Raw genomic sequence first — 21,870 nt, forward strand, 5'->3', positions numbered from 1 at the left:
GTTGGTTGAGAGCTCACTTGGTTGTCTGGTTGGCGGCCGACTCCTTGGCCAGTTCCTCGGCGATGACGGTGTTCAGATCGTTGTCGAGGTACTCCGTGGCGACTCGGACCGCATTTCGAATCGCGACGTGGTCGCTCCGTCCGTGGCAGATGATGCACGTCCCATCAACGCCGAGCAGGGGGGCGCCTCCGTATTCGGCATAGTCGTGGTTAGCCCACACGCGTTTCACCACGGGCTCGAAACTCTTGGCCAATTCAGGACTGGCCAAGGCGATTTCCTTGGCAATCGTCTTGAAGAGGCCTTCGGCCAGACCTTCGATCAGCTTGAGAGTCACGTTTCCGACGAAGCCATCGCAGATGGCGACGTCGCAACCACCGCGGAACAGGTCACGGCCTTCGACGTTGCCGACGAAGTTGATGATCTTGCTCGTCCGCAGGCATTCGTGGGCCTGTTGGACGAGGGAGGTGCCTTTGACCTCCTCTTCGCCGACCGAGAGCAGGCCGACCCGGGGACGTTCGACCTTCAGCACGCACCGGGCATAGGCGCTGGCGGTGATGGCATATTCGAGCAGGTGATGCGGCTTGGGTGTCAGATTGGCCCCGGCATCGCACAGTACGATGGGGCCGGTAAACGAGGGGATGACGACGGCGACGCCTGGGCGGGAAACGCCGGGCAGGAGCTTCATTCGAAGCTGGGTGGCGGCCGCGAACGCCCCGGTGTTCCCCGCGCTGATCACCGCCTGGAGCTTGCCTTCGGCGGCCATCTTGACCATGCGGCAGATGGAGGAGTCCCTCTTCCCACGGACGGCCTCCACGGGGTGTTCGTTCATCTCGATGACTTGGGTGGTGTGGACGATCTCGACCTTGGATCTGGCGTGTGGGATCTCGGACCGCTCCAGCTCGGCTCGGATCGCATGCTCGTCTCCTATGAGTACAAGCTGGTGGCCGTTGAGCGTGGGAACCGCCTCAAGCGCTCCGCGCACGATTTCTTTCGGGGCGTAGTCCCCGCCCATCGCGTCAACGCCGATGTGCATCGACCTAACTCTCCTCGGTCTTCAGCGGCAGGGCCACCGTGCTACTCACGTAGCCGCAGTTCTCGCACGCCCCGTGAGGAAGCTTGGCCACGCCGCACTTGGGGCATGCGACCAGGTTAGGCCGGGCCAAGGCGTGGTGCGATCGACGGATCCTCTTACGGGCTTTTGATGTTCGGGCAACAGGTAACATAGGGCATCCTATTCGTGACTCAACACGTCCATCCGCTTCGTGACCAGCGGTCAGGGAACCGACGGCACGGACCACCTCGCCCTGCGATCCAGAGATCGCTCCTCCCCAGGGCCAGCTCGCACATCAGCGAGAGAGGCTTGCATTCTCAGCCACTCCGGGCGGCCGCCGATGCAAGCCTCTCCGTGTAAACCTCGTACATTAACGGCCTTAAGACAGGCTGTCAAGTCGCCCGCCGGCGGTGGAGCCGGCTCCCGGGGCGAGAACAGCCGCCGGGGCCTGATCCGGGATCGGCGGCTCTTCCTTTCCCGGTTACGCCGGATGTATCCTACTGCGGTTACAGAGGATACGCGTTCACTCCTGAGCCTTGCGGTCCTCGGCGAATCGCTGGTAGGCCTCGCAGCGGGTGGGGTTGCCGCAACACGCATTCTTGATGAACTCGAAGTACACGTCACGGCTCATCCCGTATTCGGCACGCAACGGGCACTTGAGAGCGATTCGAGGTTTGGTCCTTGCTCCACCGCCCAGGATCTGCGAGTGGATGAAGACCTGATTCTTGCCCGCGAAGCACTTCATGTGCTTGTTGAGCTGATTCTCGAGAACCGACAGGTTGCTGTTTAGTTCCTCGTCGGTGATGGGGCGGGGACCGGCCAGTTCGGAAGCCCGGCAGGCCATGGCATCGTTGACCGCGTTGTTCAGTTCCTCGGTTGCCACCGGGGCTTCGTGCAAGCTCTTGGCGCCCAGCTTCATCAGCATGGGCTGGTCGACGCCGGCACCGGCGGACAGGACCACCACCACCGGGGTTTTGAGCTGGTTCTCGCGGAGGTACTTGAGCAGACGAAGTCCATCCCGCTTGGCCTGATCGTGCCCGACGATGATGACGTCCGGTTTGACCTTGGGCATGGCCTTGACCCCGTTGAACAGGTTGTCGATGGCCATGAACTCGTGCCCGCTGACCATACCGGCAAGGTGCCGAAGGGATGCGGTATCATGGTGGATAACCAACAGCCGGGCCACAATCTCCCTCCGATCGAGCCCTCGCGGTGAGAATCCGGTTCACATGCCGGATGGCGTCCAGACACCGGGTGGGATCGATCCAGGTAAGCCAACTACTCTCACCAAATAGTACAAACCCATGACCGTCCCGGCAACAGGGAGGGGCTAGCGGGACTCGCCCGAAAAGCAGCTCGGGACGCATTTCCTGCCGGTGGCTGCGTCCGGACCGCAGAGTAGCCGGTTCCAGCCGCCGAGCGGCCTGGACCGTTTTCCGGGGATCGTCCGATAGCATCTTGGGAGAGCGTTGGCACACGAGGCGTGGTGCCTGAACCCCGCGCGACCCCTGGAGATCTGACCATGTCCCGAACTCGGTTTGGACGGCCGGCACGGCGAGGCGGTATGTGCCTCCTCTGGGCAGCGATGCTGGTGGGCACCATGGGCTTGAGTTGCGACCAGCAGGCTCAAGCGGTCTTTCGTCAGACGGCCGTGCCTGAGATTGCCGCCGGCCTGACCAGCGCCTATGGTGGCACCTTCTTTGACGCGATGGTGAACGGGCTTTCCGCAGCCATCCTGAGCGCTGGTGACGCGTCGACCGACTCCGATTTGTAGGGCCGTAGCCCAGGTGGGTCGGCTCGGGCCGAACGGCAACCACGCCATGCATCCGCAGAATCCGATCGCTCCAAGAGAAAGCGCACCTATCGCGCCGTGCAAGGCCATTCCTGCGCATCGGGTACCCCGGGCGGAAGCAGAGGGGCGATTGGCCCGGGCTCATGCGGTGCGGCCGGAGACCCGTCCTACTGGGTCAGTCGCTCGATATACCTGCCTCGGGTGATCTTCATCTCGAGCATTCGGTGCCGCCGGCCGGTAGTGGAGAAGAACTTGACCTGTTCCCCGACGTGAACGAAGCCGTTGGCGAGGTAGCAGCGCACGGCCGGATCGTTGCGCGGGAAGACCACCAGGCTGACGCTGCTGGCCTCACGTTCGACGAATGCCTCATCGAGCATGAGCCTGACGATCAGATGTCCCAGGCCGACGCCGCGGAGCCCCGGGCGAATCAGGCAATGACCAAGCCACAGGTGGTCTCTGCTTGCGGGCATGGGGTTCAGTTCAAGGTATCCGCAAGGCTCGGCGGTACCCTGACGGTAGAACAGCAGGGGGCAACCGTCGGCTCCCGGCCAGGCGATGACTTTCTCGGCGGTGAGCGGCGGCGGTGTCTTGGGGGCGAGCCAGAAGAGTTCATGATCATCACGGACCCAGGAGGCGACCAGCGGGGCGAACTGACGGTCAAAGCCGGCCAGCAGGTAGCGCCCGCTCTGGGTGCGTACGCTCGATTGGGTGGATACGGCGATGCTCATGTTCTGTCGCTCATGTCCCGACCTGGCCTGCTATGATAGCATCCGGTTCGCAGCCGACCAAGGCGAGAGCCGGGTGAGCATTGCATCGGCCGCGAGGATCTTCGGGCATGAGTGAATTGATGCAGGGTACGAGGTTCAGGGGTTACGAGACGCGCCGCGAGGTTTGGGTGATCGCCGGGCAGACGTTCGACCTGACCTGGCCGGCCGACATGGATGTCCTGCTGGACGCGCCGCGAACCCATCAGCGGTTCGATGCCGATGGGTACATGCCCTACTGGGCGCAGCCGTGGCCGGGCGCGGTTCTCCTGACGGAGGCCGTCCTGGCTGGCGAGCGGGGCGCGAGGCGGCCGGCGGTGGAGATCGGTTGTGGCGTGGGCTTGGTCAGCCTGGCAGCGGCCAGGGCGGACTGGTCGGTGACGGCCAGCGACTACGACCAAGACGCTGTGGCGTTCGCCGCCCTGAACGCGGAGCGGAACGGCCTGCAGCTGGCCGGTACGCGGATCATCGACTTTCGGCAGTCTTTGGATGCTCCGCTCTACGATCTGGTTCTGGCCGCCGATCTGCTGTACGAACGGCGAAACGGCCAGCCGATTGCGCGCTGGGTCGCGTCTGCCCTGCGGCCCGGCGGCACCGCGCTGCTCAGCGATCCGAATCGATCGGCGGCGGAAGGCTTTTCGGACCTCGCGCGGGCTGCGGGGCTGGTGACGAGCCTGGTGGACGTTGAGACCATCGGCCCGGCCGGACTGGTCATCCGCGGTCGAATCTGGCGCCTCGGCTTATCCCCGAGGCAGTGATGGCCAGAGGAAGAAACGACCGCCCAGTCAGGTGCAGTTTCTTGACGAACAACGGTGGACGGCACTCACTGCTTGCGACTCGCCGCGGGCGGGTGAGTGGATCGCTGTGGCGGGAATGGCGGCCGAAGCGGTGACGCAGATCAAGACCGCGCACGCAGCTTATGACCAGCACGCTTGTTCCGCCGTACTCGAGCCGGGCAGAGGTGAGTCAGCTGACGCAGAGCCGGCATCCCGGCGAACCACTGGGCGGCGCTCGCCCGGCCGAAAACAGGTCTCCCTTCATCGAGCTCCGCGAGCGCTCCCCGAGCGTTGGCCATCATTTGACAGCCAATCCGAACTCTCCTACTCTGTCATTCCGCCTCAGAGACGCTGCGGTTGTGTGCGTTCGTGACGACGACGCCGTACGCTCCGGGTCGCGTTCTCGGAGTCTTCCAGCCTAGGAGGAATCCGATGTGGGAGACCATTAGTCAGACCCCGGGGGCTACCTTTTTCTTTTGGGTGGCCCTGGCGAGCACGGTTCTATTCACGCTGAAGCTGAGCCTCTCGCTGCTCGGTGGCGGGCATGGCGACATGGATGCCGGCCTCGACGCCGGCGGCGAGGCGACTCACATGGATGGCTCGAGTGGCGACGCTCACGGTGACACTCCGGGACATCACGGAAGCGGGGCGGCCTTCGCCCTCCTGTCGGTTCAGTCTGTTCTGGCATTCCTGATGGGCATGGGCTGGTCGGGCCTGGCGGCACGGGTGGAATGGCAGTGGCCGACGCTTCCGACGCTGCTGGTGTCCGGCCTCTTCGGTTTCTCGATGATGGTGATGACATCCTACCTGACATTCCAGCTCCGGCGACTCAACCGGGAGATTCCCGTTGACTTCGAGTCCTGCGTGGGGTCGGTGGGGAGGGTGTACCTGACCGTTCCAGCCCAAGGAAGGGGACAAGGGCAAGTGGAGGTGAAGGTGAGCGGCCGGCTGAGGATTCTCCCGGCATCCAGCACGGGGGACGAAATCCCGGCCTTCGCCTCGGTGACCGTCATGCGGGTGGAGTCCGACGGCACGCTGTTGGTGGCGCCGTGTTCGTGAGGGCAACCGGGTTGGAGGATGTGTTCATGATGCCGGACATGTTGGCTCAACTGGCGGGTGTGGAGTGGCTCAGCACGGCGGCATTCGTCATGGTGCCGTGCCTGATCCTGTTCTTCTTCTTCGTATTCCTGGTGAAGCAGTACCGTCGCTGCCCTTCGAACCGCATCCTGGTGGTCTACGGCCGGGTCGCCGGGGCGCGGGCGGCCAAGTGCATCCACGGCGGCGGCATCTTCGTGGTGCCGCTTTTCCAGGACTATGCCTACTTGTCGCTGGAGCCGCTGACGATTGACATCGAGCTGGGGGGCGCCCTGTCCAAGCGGAACATCCGGGTCAATGTTCCCTCGACGTTCACCATCGGCATTGCGACCCAGCCGGATATCATGAACAACGCCGCGGAGCGCCTGCTGGGCCTGCCGGAACAGGACATCAACACCAAGGCTCGCGACATTATCCTCGGCCAGTTGCGGCTGGTCATCGCCACGCTGTCCATCGAGGAGATCAACCAGGACCGCGAGAAGTTCCTGGACTTGGTGAACAAGAACGTGAACTTCGAGCTCAACAAGGTCGGGCTCGAGGTGATCAACGTGAACATACGCGACATCACCGACGAGTCGGGCTACATCGAGGCGATCGGCAAGAAAGCGGCGGCCGAAGCCATCCAGCAGGCCAAAGTCGAGGTTGCCCAGCAGGAGCGAATGGGTGCGATCGGCGAGGCGACGGCCAGCCGGGAGCGCGAAGTCAGCGTGGCCGAGCAATCTGCCGCGTCGCAGTCCGGACAGAAGCAGGCCGAGCGCGACCGCCGCATTGCGGTGGCCAAGTTCGAGGCCGAGGGGGTGGCCGGCGAGGCCGCCGCCTTGCGAGAAAAGGAAATTGCCCAGGCCGAACAGCGGGCCAAGGCCACCCAGGGCCAGAAGCAGGCTGAGGCCGAGCAGCGTGTTCGCGTGGCCGCCCTCGAGGCCGAGGCCGTGAAGGGCGAGAACGAGAGCAAGGCCCAGATCGCCGCTTACGAGGCCACGCTGCAGGAACGGCAGGCTGAAGCGCGACGGCGGGGCGGGACGGCGTCGGCCAAGGCCACCGCAGACGTCCTGCTGGCCGAGAAGGAGCAGGAGGTCGCCCGCCTGGAGAAGGCCGAGGTCGCTCAAAAGGAAATCGACAAGCGCAAGGTCGAGATCGAGGCCGAGGCCGAAGCGGAACGGCAGCGGCGGGTCGCCAAGGGCGCGGCGGATGCCATCCTGGCTCGGTATACGGCCGAGGCTCAGGGCGTGCAGCGCGTGCTCGAAGCCAAGGCCCAGGGTTACCAGCAACTCCTCAAGATCTGCGGCCAGAAGCCGGAACTCGCCCCGACCCTGCTCCTGGTCGAGAAGCTGCCCGAACTGGTGGCCGAGCAGGTCAAGGCCATTCAAAACCTTCGCATCGACAAGATCACGGTCTGGGACAGCGGCTCGGAGAGCGCGGCCGGAGGCAGTTCAACGGCCGGATTCCTCAAGAGCCTCATTGGTTCCTTGCCACCGATTCATGATCTGGCCCGTCAGGCGGGGGTCAAGCTGCCCGACGTGCTCGGCCAGGTCGCCGACGGTCACGGCCAAGGCGCGTCGCCGGCCGAGCCGCACAAGTGATCATCGCGAGGATTGCAGGGCGAAACTGGTTGGGGTACAGTGGCCGCGATGGAACTGCCGTTCGGGAACACGGCGGCCCGGCGAGGGACCAGCCCGGTTGCAGGAGCACGGGCAACGCGCCGCTGGGGCCCCGGACTTCATTGCAGGGAGCGGTCATGTCCAAGCCTAAACAGAGTGCGATCATCGGCAAGAACATCGCTGGAACACTGGTGTCCGCTTTGGATGCCGGGGGTGGCGTGTTGCGTCTCACACCAAACTGGGTGCCGCGCAGCTTCCTGCACCCGGGCAAGCGAATCAAACTTGCTCCCGAGGACTGGTACGCCCTGGGCACGAACCGCGGCGGCATCGACGAGCGGTGGTTTGCCAGTACCACCGAAGCGATGAACGAGAATCGCAATCCCGACGAAGGCCTCAGCTACGTCGCTTTCGAGGGTAAGCGTTTCCTGCTCCGTGATGCGGTGGCCGAGGCCGGGGCCCGCTTGATCGGCAAGCCCATGTTCGACAAGTACAAACGCTGGCCGGTCTACTCCAAGTTCTTCGACAATATGGGGCCAATCCCGCACCACATGCATCAGAGGCAGGAAGACGCGGCCCGGACCGGCCAGGAGGGCAAGCCCGAGGGCTACTACTTCCCCCCGCAACTCAACAACGTCGACAACCATTTCGCCTACACTTTCATGGGACTGGAGCCGGGTACGACCAAGGATCAGCTCCGCAAGTGCCTGCAGGACTGGAACAAAGGCGACAATGGGATTCTGGACCTCGCTCGTGCGTACCGGCTGAAACGCGGCACCGGCTGGCTGATCCCGCCGGGCGTTCTGCATGCTCCGGGTTCGCTGTGCACCTACGAGCCGCAGTGGGGATCGGACGTGTTCGGCATGTACCAGTCGCTGGTCGAGGGCCGCGAGGTGCCCTGGTCGCTGCTGGTCAAGGACGTGCCCAAGGACAAGCACCAGGATCTCGACTACATCATCGGCCAGCTGGACTGGGAGAAGAACGTTGACACCCACTTTGTCGAGCACAACTACGTCGAGCCAATCGTGGACCGAGCGGCCAGCGGCCAGGGGTACGTCGACCGATGGATCGTCTACGGCCGGTTCGAGGGCAGGCAGCTGTTCAGTGCCAAGGAGCTGACCGTCGAGCCGGGCGTCAAGTGCATGCTCAAGGACCCCGGAGCGAGCGGCTGGATCACCGTCCAGGGCCGCGGGCGGCTTGGCCGGCTGAACGTTCAGACGCCGGCCATGATCCGGTTTGGCGAGGAGACCGAGGACGAGCTGTTCATCACCTACGAGGCCGCGACCGCGGGTATCGAGATCGAGAACCCCGGTAGCGAACCGCTCGTGGGCCTGCGCTACTTTGGCCCCGACGTGCACGCGAACATGCCCAATGTGGGTGATCACCGGAAGGCGTAGATGGCGGCAGAGAAGTGCGGGCCCGGCAGAGTTCTGTTATGCCTCTTGAAGAGGTTGGGGGAGGGTATGGCGGACGGCAAGGCCTGAGGCCCGCAGACCGGTGAGGCCAGCTTGAGGTGGGGGGCTTGTTGGGAACGGCACGATTCAAGACTTGACCGCCCATCACCTCCCTTGGGCAAGGGGGGAAGTGGTGGGGCATGGAGGACCAGACAGTGTCCAAACGCATCTCGATCGGTACGTGGGCGTATGCCATCGGGCCCTACGCGGACAACCCGATTCCATTTGTCGAGGTCGTCGACAAGCTCCACAAGCTCGGTTTTGACGGCATGGAACTCGGGGGGTTTGGCATCCATCCCAACCCCGATCTGCAGAAGACCAAGGATGACCGGCTGGCGGCTCGCCAGGTATGGGAGTCGCGGGGTATGGGCTGCAGCGGTCTGGCGGCCGATCTCTGGGGCGAGAAGCTGATCACCGCCCGAGACAACGGTTCGTACCTCAATACATTCCGGAAGAACCTGCAATTCTGTGTGGACCTGGGCATCAACGTGATTCGAGTCGACACCACCGAGGACCCGGGCGTCCTGGGCCGGGTCGGCGACGAGCCGGTCAAGGCGACGGTGGTCGACTACGATGACGCCTTGAAGCGAGTCACCACGACCTGGCGGCAGTGCGCCAAGGAAGCCGCTGACGTCGGGGTGAGGGTGGTGTGGGAGTTCGAGCCGGGCTTCGCGTTCAACAAGCCCAGCGACATCTTCCGAGTCATCGATGGGGTCGGCCACGGCAACTTCATGACCATGTACGACACCTGCCACGCGAACATGATCGCCAAGCATGGCTCGCGGCAGCCGGGCAAGCGCGAGACGCTGCCCGGTGGGGCCAAGGAACTGGCTCAGAAACTCAAGGGCAAGATCGGCCGCGTTCACCTGATCGACTCGGACGGCACCCTGCACGACAACCACACCAGCACACACCCGCCGTTCGGCAAGGGCGGACTGGACTTCGACGATCTCATGCCTGCCATCGTGGCCGCCGGGTGCCCGGACGACTGGTGGACGATCGACCTGTGCTTCTGGCCGGACGCCTGGGTGGCGACGGAGTCGTGCAAGAAGTTCGTGGACGGCCTCGCGGCCAAGTTCGGATGACCGGTCTCGTACCCAACCGGCTGCTCTTTCGGTTTGAGATCGCCCTGCGATACCGCCAGTCTCCGGAGATCGACGGGGACTTGTGCGACTGGTCGGACAAGCACTTGCTGCCCGTGCTCGATCGCCTCGACGGCGGCACCCCCTTTGGGCGGATCTGGCTGGCGTGGAGCGAGGCTGGCCTGTTCCTGGCCTGCCGCGTAGAGGGGCGGCGAAGCGCCTTCCGCTGTGACCCGAAGACATTCTGGAAGGGAGACAACCTGCGGCTCATGACCGACATGCGCGACGTTCGGGACAATCGCCGGGCATCACGCTACTGCCAGCAGTTCTTTTTCATGCCTGCAGGGGGCGGAAAGAATGGAGACGAGCCGGTGGCGGGTGCGGCTCGGATCAACCGGGCGACCGAAGACGCACCGCCGGTGCCACCGGGCCTGATCCGCATCGCCGGCCGGCGGGAAAAAGACACCTACACCATGGAGGCCCACATTCCCGCAGCGGCCCTCTCCGGCTTCGACCCCGAGGAGCATCGCCGGATCGGAATCTGCACCATGCTTGAGGATTGCGACCTCGGCCAGCAGTACCTGACCGTCGGCGACGATCTGAACTGGCACATCGACCCCAGCACCTGGGCGACGGCCGTCTTGACACGGCCGTGACCTGTCATCAGACTGGCCCTGCCGTGGTCCGCCTTGAAGTGCACGAGGCCATCTAATCGGAGTCGACGCCATGTCCCAGATACCCGGTCAGCCGCCGCCGCCGCCACCACCACCGTCCCACATGCCCTACGCTTCACAGACGACAGATCCCTCGGAGCGAACATTCGCGATGCTCTGTCACCTGATCGCACTGGTGGGCCTTGCCATTCCCCTGGGCAACATCATCGGTCCGCTGATCATCTGGCTTGTCAAGAAAGAGCAGTGTCCGTTTGTCGACGACCAGGGCAAGGAGTCGCTCAACTTCCAGATGAGTCTCCTCATCTACGCGCTTGTCTGTGTGCCGTTGTGCTTCATCGTGATCGGCTTCATCCTGCTGCCCCTGCTCGGCTTGTTCTGGCTGGTGATGACTATCATCGCGGGGATCAAAGCCAACAACGGGGAGAGATACCGCTATCCGCTGACGATTCGCTTTCTCCAGTGACGAGGTGCGGGTAGCCGCTGCAACCAGGATGGCCGAAGGACAAGCATGTGCCGGGGGGGTGACAGAACGGACCGACGCCTCGCCTTCCGGCGGTCGCGTGTCCGCGCCGCGTGCCCTGCTGTGCGCGGCGAGTCGTCTCTCACATGGGTTGGTGGTCATCCGCGATCTCCTCGGCTTGAGAAGTGGCCGGGTGGAAGACCGCATCCACCTTCAGGCGGCCATGGCGTGGCTTGCCCGAGCCCACGATGCAGCCGGCGGATGGGGCGTCTCGGCCGGCTACTACTTCGCCTCCGGATGGCTCCCGCCGTACCCGGAAACCACCGGTTATATCATCGGTACCGCGATGCGCTACGCGGAGTTCGCGGACGACGAACAGTGGACCGATCGAGCGATGCGCATGGGTGACTGGGAGATCCAGGTACAACTGCCCGGCGGAGGAGTGCGCGGCCAGATCGGACTGAACGATTTCCCCATCGTGTTCAATACCGGCCAGGTTACTCTCGGCTGGGTCGAGCTGTTCCTGAACACGAGCGAGCAGAAGTACCTGGATGCCGCCGTGCGGGCGGGGGACTGGCTGTGCGCTGTCCAGGACGTCGACGGCAAATGGAGCACATCCGACCACGCCGGCGTTCCGCACGCCTATCAGTCGCGGGTGGCGTGGCCGCTGTTCGAGCTGGCCAAGGCCTCCGGAAACGTTGAATACCGGCGGTCAGCCGAGAAGTGCATCGAGTGGGTTCTGTCGAAGGTCCAGCCCAACGGCTGGATCGAGCACATGGCTTTCCTGCCTGGGCAGAATCCATATACGCACACCATCGTCTATACGCTCCGAGGGCTGCTTGAGTCTTCGGCTTACCTCGGGGATGCCGATCGGGGACGCGTGCGGGGTGTCGTACGGCGCGCCGCCGAAACGCTGCTCATGAACTACGAGCTGTCCAAGCGTGATCCGTACGGCCCACCGGCCGATCTGCCCGGCCAGTTCGATGAACACTGGCGACCGGCTGCGAAGTACAGTTGTCTCACTGGAGACTGCCAGTTGTCCATCCTGTGGCACAAGCTGTACGCGATGACTGGCGATCCTCGGTTCACGAACGCAGCCCTCAAACTGATGGACCAGGTGAAGGCCACGCAGAAGCTGCGATCGGGCAACCCCGGCATCCGGGGAGCGATCGCCGGCTCCTGCCCGATCTGGGGCGGCTACGAGCGGTTCGGGTATCCCAACTGGGCAGCCAAGTTCTTCGCCGACGCGATCATGGCCCAGGAGGAGACCCTGGCGCAGATCGGAGGGCGGCCGTGAAGCTGGGCCTCGTCTCGCCGGCCGACGACAATCTCTATGCCGCCACCTTGCTTGCGGCGCTGGCGGCATCGGGCGACACGCCCTGTCTGGTGATCTCCACCCATCGTTCCCGGTTTGCCCGGGCCATGGCGTATGTCGGACAGCACGGCTGGCGAGCCTTCTTTCGTCGCCTGCTCGAAGAGGCGGATCTTGCCGAAGCGGGTCCTGCCAGTGTCAGGCGATGCCTTCAGGCACTGTCCGCCAGCCGCGGCTTTCAGGACTGGGACCGCCCGCTCTCGCGAAGCTGCCAGGTGATGGGCATCGAGTATCTGCACGCGTCGAGCGTGAATGCCCCGGTGGCCGTTGAAGCGGTGCGGCGGAACCGGGTGGACGTGCTGCTCAGTGCCGTGGCTGAGCTGTATCGCTCGCCCATGATCGAGGCCCCAACGATCGGGATTCTCAATGCCCACATGGCCTTGCTGCCTCGCTTTCGGGGCATGAACGCGCTGGAATGGAGCGTGCTGCTCGGGCAGACCATCGGGGTCACGATTCACTTCGTGGCTCATCGTGTCGACACCGGTGCGATCGTGCTGCGCCGCGCGATGGAGGTCGCGCCCGGCGATACGCTGGACACGCTGCGAGCCAGGTCGATGGCGGTCAACGTCGAGCTGATGATCGAAGCGGTGAGCAGCCTCAAGGCGGATCCGGCCGGCCGTCGGGAGCCGTGTGCAGGCGAGGGCCAGCAGTATTTCGTCATGCACGCCCGGCTGAAGGAGATCGTCCGTCAGAAGATCAGCACCGGCTCGGTTTCGACCGGCAGGTAAGCCACTTTGCGTTTTCGCGAAATCGGCGGCAGACTGACCGTGACGGCGTACTTGACACCGACCTCGGCCCCGTGCTGAGCGGCCAGCCCGGTGTAGTAGTGCAGGTAATTGAACGACACCTCGCCGCGCAGCAGTTGGTGCTCGCGGCACCCGGCCACCCAGGTCTCGAACACGTCGGTGACATCCAGCCACAGGTCCGGGTGGTAGTCCTCCAGGTCCTCCCAGTTCTCGAGGTAGTACAGACCGCGGATCAAGTGGGCCGGTTCGGTTCGCTTGATGCCGGGCAGAGCGGCCAGGAACCCGCCTTCCATGGTGATGTTGTAGGCCGCCCGGTGATCGCGATGGTACGAACCCCGCCAGTGAGTGAGCACGATGTCCGGCTTGAGGCGGCGGATGAGATCGCACATTTCGTAGATGGTCTTCTCATTGCTCTGCAGCTCGCCGTCCGGATGGTCGAGGACGATGCACTCGGCGGCGCCAAACTTCCTGGCCGCGGCCTCAGCCTCGCGAATTCGCTGGCGGCGGTACTCGAGGTGGTCCATCCGCGGGTTGCCTTTCTCGCCGGCGGTCATGTGCAGAACCGTCGCCCGGTGGCCCGCTGCGGCGTACCTGCTGACCAACAGCCCGGCAGTGATTTCCGCGTCGCCGATATGGGCTCCGATCGCCAGGAGATGCAGCTTCTTGCCGGGCATGGTTGCGTCCTCCACAGAACCCTGGCGTCCGGCCCGGGCCGGACGCAGGCTCATTCGGGCAGTCGGGCCAGTTCCGCCTGGACGGCCTCAATCAGCGGCCGGAGCGTGGCCTCGCCGAAATCGAACTTCAGGCCGGCCGCCTGCCACAGTTCCGGCAACGGCCGGCTTCCGCCCAGAGCCTGGGCCGCCTTGTACTGGGCCAGGGCCTTCCTGGGGTCCTTCTTGGCGTTCTGCCAGAGCTGCAGGGCTCCGACCTGGGCGATGCCGTACTCGATGTAGTAGAACGGGACGCTGAACAGGTGCAGCTGCCGGTGCCACAAGGCCCCCTTCGCGGTCTCGTACCCGCTCCAATCCTCGATGCCGCCGAAACGATCCTGAAGCTCGAGCCAGGCCCTGGTTCGCTCCTCCCGCGTATGGTTGGGGTGCAGGTAGATCCAATGCTGGAACGCGTCGATGGTCGCGATCCAGGGGAAAATCATGAGCGTGTCCTCGAACTGCTCACGCTTGGCCCGGATCAGATCGTCACCCTTGTAGAACTCGTCCAGGTAATCGAAGGCCAGCATCTCCATGCCCATGGAGGAGACCTCGGCCATCTCCATGCCGTAGTGCCGATATGCCATGAGCGGCTCGCTTCGGCAGGCGATGGCGTGGAAAGCATGCCCGCCCTCGTGCAGGAGCGTCATGACATCGCTGTGCAGGCCAACCGCGTTCATGAAGATGAACGGGTGGCGGTGCTCGTCAAAGGTCGATTGATAGCCGCCCGGTGCCTTTCCTTTGCGGCTATCCAGGTCCAGCCACTTGGCCTTGATCATCGCGTCGAACTGTCTGCCCAGCTCCGGGTCGAGGCGGTGAAACACCCTCGCGGTCTTCTCGCAGAACTCGGGAATCGCCTGAAACGGCTTGAGCGCCGGCCGGTTCCTGGGATCGACGAGCACGTCCCAGGGCCGGAGCCGATCCACGCCCAGGCTCTTACGTCGCTGTTCCTGAAGGGCCCGCCTGGCCGGGACGACGATCTTCGCAATCGCGTCGTGGAAGGCCATGCAGTCCTTGGGGCCGTAGTCGAATCGCTGATAGGCCTGGAACTGGTAGTCGCGGAAGTTGTCATAATCCGCGTTCTTGGCGATCTGCTGGCGGATACGGACCAACTGATCGAAGATGGCATCGATCTTGTCGCGGTCCTGCAGTCGGCGCTCGGCCACCAGGACCCAGGTCTTCTCGCGGACGGCGCGATCGGGATCTCTCTGGTACCTGCCCATCTGCTGCAGGGTCTGTTCCTTGCCGTCGTATTGAACGGTCATGGCGGCGCAGAGCTTCTTGTACTGCTGGTCGAGCTTGTCGTCCTCGGTTTGGAGGGGGACGTTTTTCTCGCGGAACAGCTTCACGGCCGCGGTCGTGCTGCGATCGTACACGAAGTACCGCGGCATGGGCAGCCTGGCCCGGATCGGCGAGGCGACATATCGCTCCTGGAGCTTCTGCCAGCGGGGTTTGCATTTCGGCTCGATCTGCTCGAGGAAATGGAGATGAGCCTTCTCCTTGGCCGGGTCGTCGGTCTGGCAGGTCATGGCCACGCGACGTCGGGTTCCCTCCTCCTGGATGCAGGCCTCCAGGTCGCTCTGGTCGAGGAGCCACTGCTGGAACTGCTCAGCCGTCTCCAGCGGCCGGCGGTCGAGTTCATCGAAGAGCGGCTCGATCTGGGCCCAGTCGCCCATGTCCGCGGCCGCCTGCACGTACTGCCGTGAATACTGAACGTCCATTGCGTCCATTGGGGCTCCTTGGCGAAGTCGAGAATGGAGAATTGAGATTGGAGAAGAGCTGGCCCCGTGTGGCTGCCGCGGCCACATGGTTGCACACGCTATCCCGACCGTCTTCCCTTGCTCAATTCTCCACCCTCAATTCTCAGTTGCCGTCAAAGCGATTTCGCCGTCCGGACCGCGGTTTCAAAGACCACGCGCCCGTCCGCCGCGGCCTTCGGTCGTCGCGTCCACTCCGGGTGCTGAGTTGGACACACGTGGCGCTCGGGGTGGGGCATAAGGCCGAGGATTCGGCCGGTGGCGTCGATCAGGCCGGCAATGTCCGCCTGGCTGCCGTTGGGGTTGACCGGGTAAGGGCCGGACTGGCCCTCGGCGTCGCAGTAGGTCAGGGCAATGTGCCCGCAGTTCTTGAGTTGGGCGAGGACGCTATCGTCCGCAGCCACCAGCTTGCCCTCGCCGTGGGCGATGGGCATGGCCAGGATCGCTCCGTCGGGCAGGAACGCGCATTGCCGCCAGCATCGCAAGTGAATCCACCGAGCCTCGAATCGAGCCGAGTCGTTCTGCGTGAGTGTAACCGTCTGGCCGTTACCTGACGTGGCCGATTGCCCGGGCACTGCTCCGGGCAGCAGCCCGGCCTTGACCAGGACCTGGAATCCGTTGCAGATGCCCAGAATCAGCTTGCCGGCGGCCAGGAAACTCTGAAGGGCGTCGGCCAGGTGGTGAACCATCTGGTTGGCCAGAATCTTGCCCGCGGAGATGTCGTCGCCGTAGCTGAAGCCACCCGGGATGGTTAGAATCGCGTAGTCCTTGAGCCGATCCGGGTGACCGGCGAGCTCGCGGATATGGACGCGTTCCGTCTCGGCTCCGGCCAGTTGCCAGGCGTGAGCGGTCTCTTCGTCGCAGTTGGTGCCCGCGGTACGGAGGATCATGACCTTCGGCTTGCTCATGCGGACAAGAGTCTAGGGTACAATGGCGTTGGATGCAACGAGGGAGTCTCGCCGTCACGCGGCGCCCAGGGGGTTCCAAGTGAGGAGAATCCGTTGAGATCGTATACGGCCCGCAAGATCGTTCAGATCCTCGCGATCCTTGTCTGTCTCGCTGGAGGGATCGTCAGCCACCAGCTCACCCTCAAGCATCTCCCGGCGTCGGGAACCAAGACGTGGGTCGACAGGGTCTGCACCGCCTTTGAGACGTCGAGCTGCGACGAAGTGATCAAGAGCCGGTGGTCCGAGCTGCACCTCAATATCGGGAAGGTGCACCTGGGCATGCCGACCGCCCAGGCGGGGGTCGTCTTCTTCGCTTTCATGCTCTGCTGGTTCGTGTTCATCGGTCCGGTGACCGCCCGGCGGTGGGGGCTCCACTTCATCGGGACCCTCGTGGCCACCGTAGGGCTTGGGTTCGCCGTGTTCTTCGATGTCGTCATGTTTCTCACCTTGCCCAAGTGGTGCCCGCTCTGCGCGACCACCCATGTGGCCAGCCTGCTGGTGTTCCTCTTCATGCTGCTGCTGTGGCCGCGGCGAGCGGCGGCAAGGAGCGTTCCGGTCATACCCGCCCTGGGGGCGGCGGGTTCTTCCCTGTTTGATGAGTCGGGCAAGGCTGCCGGCGGCCCGCCCCAGGCAGCCCAGGCGGTCCCCTACGCGATGATGAGAGGGGCCCCCGGCGCCTGGTCGCTGGAGGATGCTCGGCCCCGCTGGACCGCGGTGCTGACCGTGGCGGTCGTGGCCTTCCTGATCGTCTTCGTCCAGCACCTGTTTGTCCTGACGCTGTCGGCCAATCAGCGGGTCAAGGCCGGTGAGACCTGGGCCAAGTACTGGGAGTCCCGGTTCAAGGAGTACGACAACTACTGGCAACACACGTTCACCTCGTGGTTGATCATGCCCCGTGTGACCTTCGAGCTCGAAGGCGTGCCCATTCGAGGCCCGGCGAACGCTCCCCATACCATGGTCATTTTCGGCGATTTCCAGTGCCCGGCCTGCGCTCTGTTTGAGACTCAGCTGAACGAATGGATCGTGCCCACCGCGAACAAAGACTACGGCGGCCTCAGGGTGGTCTTCAAACACTGGCCGATCAGCCCCGGGTGCAACAAGTACACGGCAGTGGACCGGCATCCCAAGGCGTGCATCGCCGCGCGGGCGGCGGAGGCGGCCAGGCTGGTCGGCGGCGACGACGCGTTCTGGAGGATGCACGACCTGCTTTTTGCCTCTCGGGAAGCACTCAAGGATGCCGACGAGAAGTGGTATGTCCAGAAAGGACAGGAGCTTGGCCTGAACGCGGATGCCTTCCGCGAGGCGATGACCAGCAAGGAAGCGGCCGATCGGATAGCGGCCGATGTGCGCGAAGGCGAGACCCTCGGCATGAAGATCATCGAGGATCCCCAGAAGGCCACGGGGGGCAAGGAGACCGACCCCGCGGTCGCCAAGGTGGATTCCACGCCGGCGATCTACGTCGACGGCAAGAAGGTGCGCAGTACGCACCACAAGCAGATGTGGAAGATGATCCTGGGTTCGGGCAGAGTCCCGCCACGGCCGGCGGCGAACCCGAGCCCCGGTCCCGGCATCGGCCCGTTGCGCCCTCCGGAAGCCCCGACCCAGGGCGTTGGCCCGCTCCGCCCGCCGGAGACCGGACAGACTCGCTAGGCTCGCGGGAAGCTCCTCGGCGACCACGGGTCGGCGTGCGGCCGATCAGGAGCCTCTGCCGCCGAGATGACGCGGCCGCTTTATATATCGCCATGTTGTCGAGAGGACACGACTCATGCGGAACTCAGCGTTGGCCCGAGTGGGCATTCTCTTGGCCGTGCTGCTGTCTCTCTTCGGCCTGACGGTGAGCGCCATCCTGCTTCAGCACCACGTGGTCATCCTGATCGGGGGTGATCCCGTTCTGGGTCGACTGTGCGAAGCCGACTACGCCAGTTGCGACGAGGTATTGAGCAGCAAATGGAGCAGGCTGTTTGGGCTTCCGGTCGCCATGTGGGGCTTCTTCTTCTTCTCCGCGATGTCGGCGTGGTACCTGGTCATCGGCCGCCCGACTGGTTCCCGTCGCTGGCTCCATGGGCTGCCCCTGCTGGCGACCGGCGCGGGGACGCTGGGCGTGATCGGCCTGGCGATCATCATGTACGGGGTGATCAAGGGCTTCTGTCCCTTCTGTGCGGCCACCCACGTGACCACGCTGCTGCTTTTCATCGTCACCTTTCTGCTGCGACCTCGTCAAGCGGCTTCGCAGGCGATCCTCTCCGCCGGGTCCACGCCCGCCCGAGCGGAAACGGACGCGGCCGTTCCAGCCCATCCTTCCCGGAGACTGGTCTCTGCGGCGGTCCTCCTGGCCGTGATGACGTCTTTCGTCGGATGGAGCGAATACGGCCGCCGGCTCCAATCCAGCTATGCCCGCGAGTACCAGAAGCGATGGCAGGAGTATGAGAACCTCCTGGCCTCGTCGCGCAAGGCGAGCGAGGATCAAGAGGCGGGCTTTGCTGTGGAAAGGAAGCAATGGGAGGCGCAGGAGGCTCTGCTCAAGGGTGTCTATGACAAGTTCATGGCCCAGGAGGTGGTGGATCTGCCGCTGACCGCCGATGATCCCATTCGCGGGGACACGAACGCCCCGCACACCATCATCGTCTATTCGGACTTCCAGTGCCCCTGGTGCAAGACGCTCGCGGATATCCTCGACAAGAAGATGCAGGAGTATCCGGGCAGGTTCCGCGTCGCCTTTCGCCACTTCCCGATGGACAAGTTGTGCAACCCCGACATCTCCCAGACCCTCCACCCCGGTGCGTGCCCGGCTGCGGTGACGGCCGAAGCCGCTCGGCTGCTCGGCGGTCCCGAGGCGTTCTGGAAGACCCATGATGCCCTCTTCGCCGACCAGAAGGCCTTCCGCGCCGGCGCCCAGAAGTTCGTGAAGGACCACGCCCTGACACTGGGCATCGACCCCGAGGCCTTCTGGAAGAAGGCGACGGGCTCGACCTCGACCTGGAACCGCGTCAAGGAGGATGTGAAGAAGGCCACCGAACTGGGCACCAGGTCAACGCCTGCGGTGTATCTGGACGGCCGCAAGTTCGACCGTTACGGCGACGAGTACTTCTGGCGGTACATGTTCGGACTCGAAGACCAGGGCAAGAGCCTGGAGAGCGTTGGTCGTGCGGTTCCGACAACTCGGCCGGACACAACTCCCATCTCAATGCCCTCCTCCCGGCCGGCCTTGCCTCGGTCCGAATCGGCGGCGAGTCCGTGACCTCCGGCCATCTCTCCGCCGGTTGTCGGATGCGATGGTGGGGCCGACGGCTGCGGTAGTTGCGGCCATGAGGGTCCGAACCGTGGCGGGGGCGAACCTCGGAGACGGCGAGGACTGGTTGATACGAGATATTGGGTACGGCACCCTCACTGAACGCCAATGCCCCAGACCTCTGCTGGGCGATGGTGGTCTGGCCGTGGCGTATGAGGCCCATCACGAAAACGCCAACTTGCTGGTGGCGACAGACGGCCTTCTGAAGTACGCTATACCGACGACGATCTGCCGGCTGGCCCTGTGGCCCAATCTCCAGGACGCGGTCCGGGCGCTGGTGGACTCGGTTCGGCTACGATCCGGCGGCTTGCAGGATGACATTGGCGTGGCACTCTGCAGGCCGGCGACGGGGGCACCTCCTGGGTAGCCGATGAGCAAAGCAAGAGGGCACCTGAGATGAGCATCCGCGGGCGAACGCGCTTGGTACAATGGGTCGCGCTGGCCATGATCCTGGGCGGCCCGGTCGCGGGAATTCCCTGCTACCTGGCGCAAGCCCAGCTTCACATCCCCGTCGGCCTCCTGCCGACGCTGGGCTGCATTCTGCTCGCCGTCGTCGGACCGGGGATCCTCGTCCGCGTATTGGCAGTCATCCCGTTTGTGATCGTGGCAGCGGCGATCGGGTACGCCGACGTTCCGGCCTCTGCGCTGACCACCCATCCCTATCCTGATACCGGGCCGGTCTTCGAGATCCTCCTGGTCTGCGGGGCGTTCGTCTTCGCCTGGCTGTGGGCCATCGGGACGAACGTGGTTGCCCTGGTGCGCGCCCGCAAACACCCCGATGCGGCCGGCACTGCCCGAGGGTCCGTCACGGTCACGGCGACCGGGCGGGCCACGGCCTCATGAGCCCGTAGAGGCAGTCGCCGCTTCATCGTTCGGCTCACGGGGCACGGACCAGTCTGTCAAAGGGGTCACGGTTTGTCGGCTGGCACGGCTGCTTCGTCGCGCGGTTTTCGGCTGGAGCTGCGGCCGGTCGCTCCTCGACCATTGCCGCCCGGGTTGCCGTCTCCGTTTTCCTTCCGGCCGTTCCCGTTGCCGGCGGTGCCTTTCGCCTTGGGTGTGGCGATCACCTTCGGTTTGCGTCGGGCTCCGACCTTCTTGCCGGAACCGCTCTCGAAGAAGCTACCCCAGTGCCGCAGACGGTCGTATCGCCGGGCGAGGAGTGAATCGGTTCGGATCCGCTTCAGATCCTTGAGCGTGTCGGTGATGTATCGCTCCAGCGTGGCGAACATCGGCTGGGGGTTGCGATGCCCGCCGCCGAGCGGCTCAGGCAAAACGTCGTCGATGAGATTCAGTCTCTTGAGCTCGCCACTGGTCAGCTTCAACGCCCGGGCGGCCTGTGGGGCGTGATCCGCGCTTCGCCAGAGAATCGCGGCGCAGCCTTCCGGGGTGATGACCGAGTAGTAAGCGTGTTCGAACATGCCCAATCGATCGCCGACCCCGATGCCCAAGGCACCGCCGCTGCCACCCTCGCCGATGACGACGCAGACGATCGGTGTCTTCAGCCGCGACATCTCCATGAGGTTGACCGCGATGGCCTGAGCAATCCCTCGCTCTTCCGCCTTGTCGCCGGGATAGGCTCCCTGGGTATCGATGAGGCAGACGACCGGAAGTCTGAACTTCTCGGCCAGACGCATCTTGAGGAGGGCCTTGCGGTAACCTTCCGGGTGAGGGCAGCCGAAATGCCGCTCGATCTTCTCCTTGGTTTCCCGTCCCTTGTCGTGGCCAACCAGCAGAACCTTGTGTCCGCCGATGCGCCCGAAACCGGTCACTATGGCCTTGTCGTCGCCGAAGCAGCGATCGCCGTGCAGCTCGCAGAAGTCCTTGAAGCACGCATCGATGTAGTCACGAAGTACCGGACGCTTGGGGTGCCGGGCAACCTGGACAGTCTCCCAGGCATTGAGCTTGGCGTAGGTTCGCTTGGTCAGGCTTTCCAGCGTGGTACGCAGTTCACGAATCTCCCCGGAGAGGTCCCGGCCGGTCGTGACCTGGGTACTTTCCAGCTCCGCGATCTCCCGTTCGATCCGGGCCAGCGGCTTCTCGAAATCGAGGAGGCCGGCCACGCTGCGGGGCTCTGCCTTCGCAAGTCGTCCATCTGATGGGTTGCTCATCTTCGGCTCGAATCCCCTTGAGTCCCAATAACACCCCGCTGCCGCGCCAGAGGCAGTCTGAGGATACTAGGGTAGCAAGTTATCCCCGCCAGGCAAGTTGAACTTGACGTCCCAACGATCCAGCGGCTACAGTACGGGGGACCAGAGGGCACAGCCACAAGTGCACAAGATAAGCAATGCCAATACCTTAGATCGCATCGC

At 64.3% G+C, this 21,870-nt stretch carries 22 protein-coding genes; 14 read left to right on the top strand and 8 right to left on the bottom strand.

The features are described 5' to 3' along the window. Positions 1 to 13: 13 nt before the first annotated feature. From plsX to KA354_20060, 3 genes are all read right to left on the bottom strand, one after another. Complete coding sequence (plsX, locus tag KA354_20050; GenBank protein ID MBP7936942.1) at positions 14 to 1,033, bottom strand: phosphate acyltransferase PlsX; 1,020 nt, start codon at positions 1,031 to 1,033, stop codon at positions 14 to 16. 4 nt (positions 1,034 to 1,037) lie between these two features. Then, entirely contained in the window at positions 1,038 to 1,223 is a 186-nt protein-coding gene (gene rpmF / locus KA354_20055; protein MBP7936943.1) for a 50S ribosomal protein L32, read from the bottom strand. Positions 1,224 to 1,574: 351 nt separating this feature from the next. After that, positions 1,575 to 2,237, bottom strand: coding sequence for a hypothetical protein (locus tag KA354_20060; GenBank protein ID MBP7936944.1), 663 nt, complete (start codon positions 2,235 to 2,237; stop codon positions 1,575 to 1,577). A gap of 336 nt (positions 2,238 to 2,573) precedes the next feature. Between KA354_20060 and KA354_20065 the strand changes: the two genes are divergently transcribed. Next, positions 2,574 to 2,825 (top strand): hypothetical protein, encoded by a 252-nt coding sequence (locus KA354_20065; GenBank protein MBP7936945.1) that lies wholly within the window; start codon positions 2,574 to 2,576, stop codon positions 2,823 to 2,825. A gap of 185 nt (positions 2,826 to 3,010) precedes the next feature. Here the strand turns inward: KA354_20065 and KA354_20070 are convergent, their stop codons facing one another. Continuing rightward, positions 3,011 to 3,571, bottom strand: coding sequence for a GNAT family N-acetyltransferase (locus KA354_20070; GenBank protein ID MBP7936946.1), 561 nt, complete (start codon positions 3,569 to 3,571; stop codon positions 3,011 to 3,013). Positions 3,572 to 3,678: 107 nt separating this feature from the next. On the opposite strand from KA354_20070, the gene KA354_20075 reads away from it, so the two are divergent. The 9 genes from KA354_20075 to KA354_20115 all read left to right on the top strand — a co-directional run bounded on the left by KA354_20075 (position 3,679) and on the right by KA354_20115 (position 12,843). Next, entirely contained in the window at positions 3,679 to 4,365 is a 687-nt protein-coding gene (locus tag KA354_20075) for a methyltransferase domain-containing protein (protein MBP7936947.1), read from the top strand. A 450-nt stretch (positions 4,366 to 4,815) separates the two neighbouring features. Next, positions 4,816 to 5,442 (top strand): hypothetical protein, encoded by a 627-nt coding sequence (locus tag KA354_20080; protein MBP7936948.1) that lies wholly within the window; start codon positions 4,816 to 4,818, stop codon positions 5,440 to 5,442. Between the two features lie 38 nt (positions 5,443 to 5,480). After that, positions 5,481 to 7,058 (top strand): flotillin family protein, encoded by a 1,578-nt coding sequence (locus KA354_20085; GenBank protein MBP7936949.1) that lies wholly within the window; start codon positions 5,481 to 5,483, stop codon positions 7,056 to 7,058. A 155-nt stretch (positions 7,059 to 7,213) separates the two neighbouring features. Continuing rightward, positions 7,214 to 8,470, top strand: a complete 1,257-nt coding sequence (locus KA354_20090) for a hypothetical protein (protein ID MBP7936950.1) — start codon at positions 7,214 to 7,216, stop codon at positions 8,468 to 8,470. A 197-nt stretch (positions 8,471 to 8,667) separates the two neighbouring features. Next, positions 8,668 to 9,612 (top strand): sugar phosphate isomerase/epimerase, encoded by a 945-nt coding sequence (locus tag KA354_20095; GenBank protein MBP7936951.1) that lies wholly within the window; start codon positions 8,668 to 8,670, stop codon positions 9,610 to 9,612. Then, entirely contained in the window at positions 9,609 to 10,265 is a 657-nt protein-coding gene (locus KA354_20100) for a hypothetical protein (protein ID MBP7936952.1), read from the top strand. The genes KA354_20095 and KA354_20100 overlap by 4 nt, the downstream gene beginning before the upstream one ends. Before the next feature lie 169 nt (positions 10,266 to 10,434). After that, a complete protein-coding gene (locus tag KA354_20105; GenBank protein MBP7936953.1) occupies positions 10,435 to 10,746 on the top strand; it encodes a DUF4870 domain-containing protein in 312 nt (103 codons plus the stop codon). A 58-nt stretch (positions 10,747 to 10,804) separates the two neighbouring features. Further along, positions 10,805 to 12,040 carry a hypothetical protein gene (locus KA354_20110; protein ID MBP7936954.1) on the top strand — a complete coding sequence of 412 codons (1,236 nt, stop codon included), beginning with the start codon at positions 10,805 to 10,807 and terminating at the stop codon, positions 12,038 to 12,040. Next, positions 12,037 to 12,843 carry a hypothetical protein gene (locus KA354_20115; GenBank protein ID MBP7936955.1) on the top strand — a complete coding sequence of 269 codons (807 nt, stop codon included), beginning with the start codon at positions 12,037 to 12,039 and terminating at the stop codon, positions 12,841 to 12,843. Before KA354_20110 ends, KA354_20115 begins: the two co-directional genes overlap by 4 nt. On the opposite strand, the gene KA354_20120 is transcribed toward KA354_20115, so the two are convergent. The 3 genes from KA354_20120 to purQ form a co-directional block, all read right to left on the bottom strand. Then, entirely contained in the window at positions 12,804 to 13,535 is a 732-nt protein-coding gene (locus KA354_20120; GenBank protein MBP7936956.1) for a PIG-L family deacetylase, read from the bottom strand. The genes KA354_20115 and KA354_20120 overlap by 40 nt on opposite strands. Positions 13,536 to 13,585: 50 nt before the next feature. Then, positions 13,586 to 15,298 (bottom strand): M3 family oligoendopeptidase, encoded by a 1,713-nt coding sequence (locus KA354_20125; protein ID MBP7936957.1) that lies wholly within the window; start codon positions 15,296 to 15,298, stop codon positions 13,586 to 13,588. 143 nt (positions 15,299 to 15,441) lie between these two features. Continuing rightward, a complete protein-coding gene (gene purQ, locus KA354_20130) occupies positions 15,442 to 16,233 on the bottom strand; it encodes a phosphoribosylformylglycinamidine synthase I (protein ID MBP7936958.1) in 792 nt (263 codons plus the stop codon). Between the two features lie 93 nt (positions 16,234 to 16,326). Here purQ and KA354_20135 point away from each other — a divergent pair, with 93 nt between their 5' ends. The 4 genes from KA354_20135 (at position 16,327) to KA354_20150 (ending at position 20,404) form a co-directional block, all read left to right on the top strand. Continuing rightward, entirely contained in the window at positions 16,327 to 17,922 is a 1,596-nt protein-coding gene (locus KA354_20135; protein MBP7936959.1) for a thioredoxin domain-containing protein, read from the top strand. Positions 17,923 to 18,037: 115 nt separating this feature from the next. After that, entirely contained in the window at positions 18,038 to 19,510 is a 1,473-nt protein-coding gene (locus KA354_20140) for a thioredoxin domain-containing protein (protein ID MBP7936960.1), read from the top strand. A gap of 67 nt (positions 19,511 to 19,577) precedes the next feature. Further along, positions 19,578 to 19,928: a hypothetical protein gene (locus KA354_20145; protein ID MBP7936961.1), complete on the top strand. Its 351-nt coding sequence runs from the start codon at positions 19,578 to 19,580 to the stop codon at positions 19,926 to 19,928. 53 nt (positions 19,929 to 19,981) lie between these two features. After that, on the top strand, positions 19,982 to 20,404 hold the full coding sequence (locus KA354_20150; protein ID MBP7936962.1) for a hypothetical protein: 423 nt from the start codon (positions 19,982 to 19,984) through the stop codon (positions 20,402 to 20,404). A 65-nt stretch (positions 20,405 to 20,469) separates the two neighbouring features. On the opposite strand, the gene KA354_20155 is transcribed toward KA354_20150, so the two are convergent. Then, the gene (locus tag KA354_20155; protein MBP7936963.1) at positions 20,470 to 21,621 is read right to left on the bottom strand and encodes an acetyl-CoA carboxylase carboxyltransferase subunit alpha; all 1,152 of its coding nucleotides are present in this window, start codon (positions 21,619 to 21,621) and stop codon (positions 20,470 to 20,472) included. Positions 21,622 to 21,870 lie beyond the last annotated feature (249 nt).

The sequence above is a fragment of the Phycisphaerae bacterium genome (genome assembly GCA_018003015.1).
Lineage (GTDB): Bacteria > Planctomycetota > Phycisphaerae > UBA1845 > PWPN01 > JAGNEZ01.

Excerpts from the sequence above, each read along its gene's own strand:
- purQ (MBP7936958.1), bottom strand. The coding sequence starts at position 16,233 with ATGAGCAAGCCGAAGGTCATGATCCTCCGTACCGCGGGCACCAACTGC.
- KA354_20105 (MBP7936953.1), top strand. The coding sequence starts at position 10,435 with ATGCTCTGTCACCTGATCGCACTGGTGGGCCTTGCCATTCCCCTGGGC.
- KA354_20100 (MBP7936952.1), top strand. The coding sequence starts at position 9,609 with ATGACCGGTCTCGTACCCAACCGGCTGCTCTTTCGGTTTGAGATCGCC.
- plsX (MBP7936942.1), bottom strand. The coding sequence starts at position 1,033 with ATGCACATCGGCGTTGACGCGATGGGCGGGGACTACGCCCCGAAAGAA.
- KA354_20080 (MBP7936948.1), top strand. The coding sequence starts at position 4,816 with ATGTGGGAGACCATTAGTCAGACCCCGGGGGCTACCTTTTTCTTTTGG.
- KA354_20085 (MBP7936949.1), top strand. The coding sequence starts at position 5,481 with ATGTTGGCTCAACTGGCGGGTGTGGAGTGGCTCAGCACGGCGGCATTC.
- KA354_20090 (MBP7936950.1), top strand. The coding sequence starts at position 7,214 with ATGTCCAAGCCTAAACAGAGTGCGATCATCGGCAAGAACATCGCTGGA.
- KA354_20075 (MBP7936947.1), top strand. The coding sequence starts at position 3,679 with ATGAGTGAATTGATGCAGGGTACGAGGTTCAGGGGTTACGAGACGCGC.
- KA354_20095 (MBP7936951.1), top strand. The coding sequence starts at position 8,668 with ATGGAGGACCAGACAGTGTCCAAACGCATCTCGATCGGTACGTGGGCG.
- KA354_20070 (MBP7936946.1), bottom strand. The coding sequence starts at position 3,571 with ATGAGCATCGCCGTATCCACCCAATCGAGCGTACGCACCCAGAGCGGG.
- KA354_20120 (MBP7936956.1), bottom strand. The coding sequence starts at position 13,535 with ATGCCCGGCAAGAAGCTGCATCTCCTGGCGATCGGAGCCCATATCGGC.
- KA354_20140 (MBP7936960.1), top strand. The coding sequence starts at position 18,038 with ATGCGGAACTCAGCGTTGGCCCGAGTGGGCATTCTCTTGGCCGTGCTG.
- KA354_20065 (MBP7936945.1), top strand. The coding sequence starts at position 2,574 with ATGTCCCGAACTCGGTTTGGACGGCCGGCACGGCGAGGCGGTATGTGC.
- rpmF (MBP7936943.1), bottom strand. The coding sequence starts at position 1,223 with ATGTTACCTGTTGCCCGAACATCAAAAGCCCGTAAGAGGATCCGTCGA.
- KA354_20145 (MBP7936961.1), top strand. The coding sequence starts at position 19,578 with ATGAGGGTCCGAACCGTGGCGGGGGCGAACCTCGGAGACGGCGAGGAC.
- KA354_20125 (MBP7936957.1), bottom strand. The coding sequence starts at position 15,298 with ATGGACGCAATGGACGTTCAGTATTCACGGCAGTACGTGCAGGCGGCC.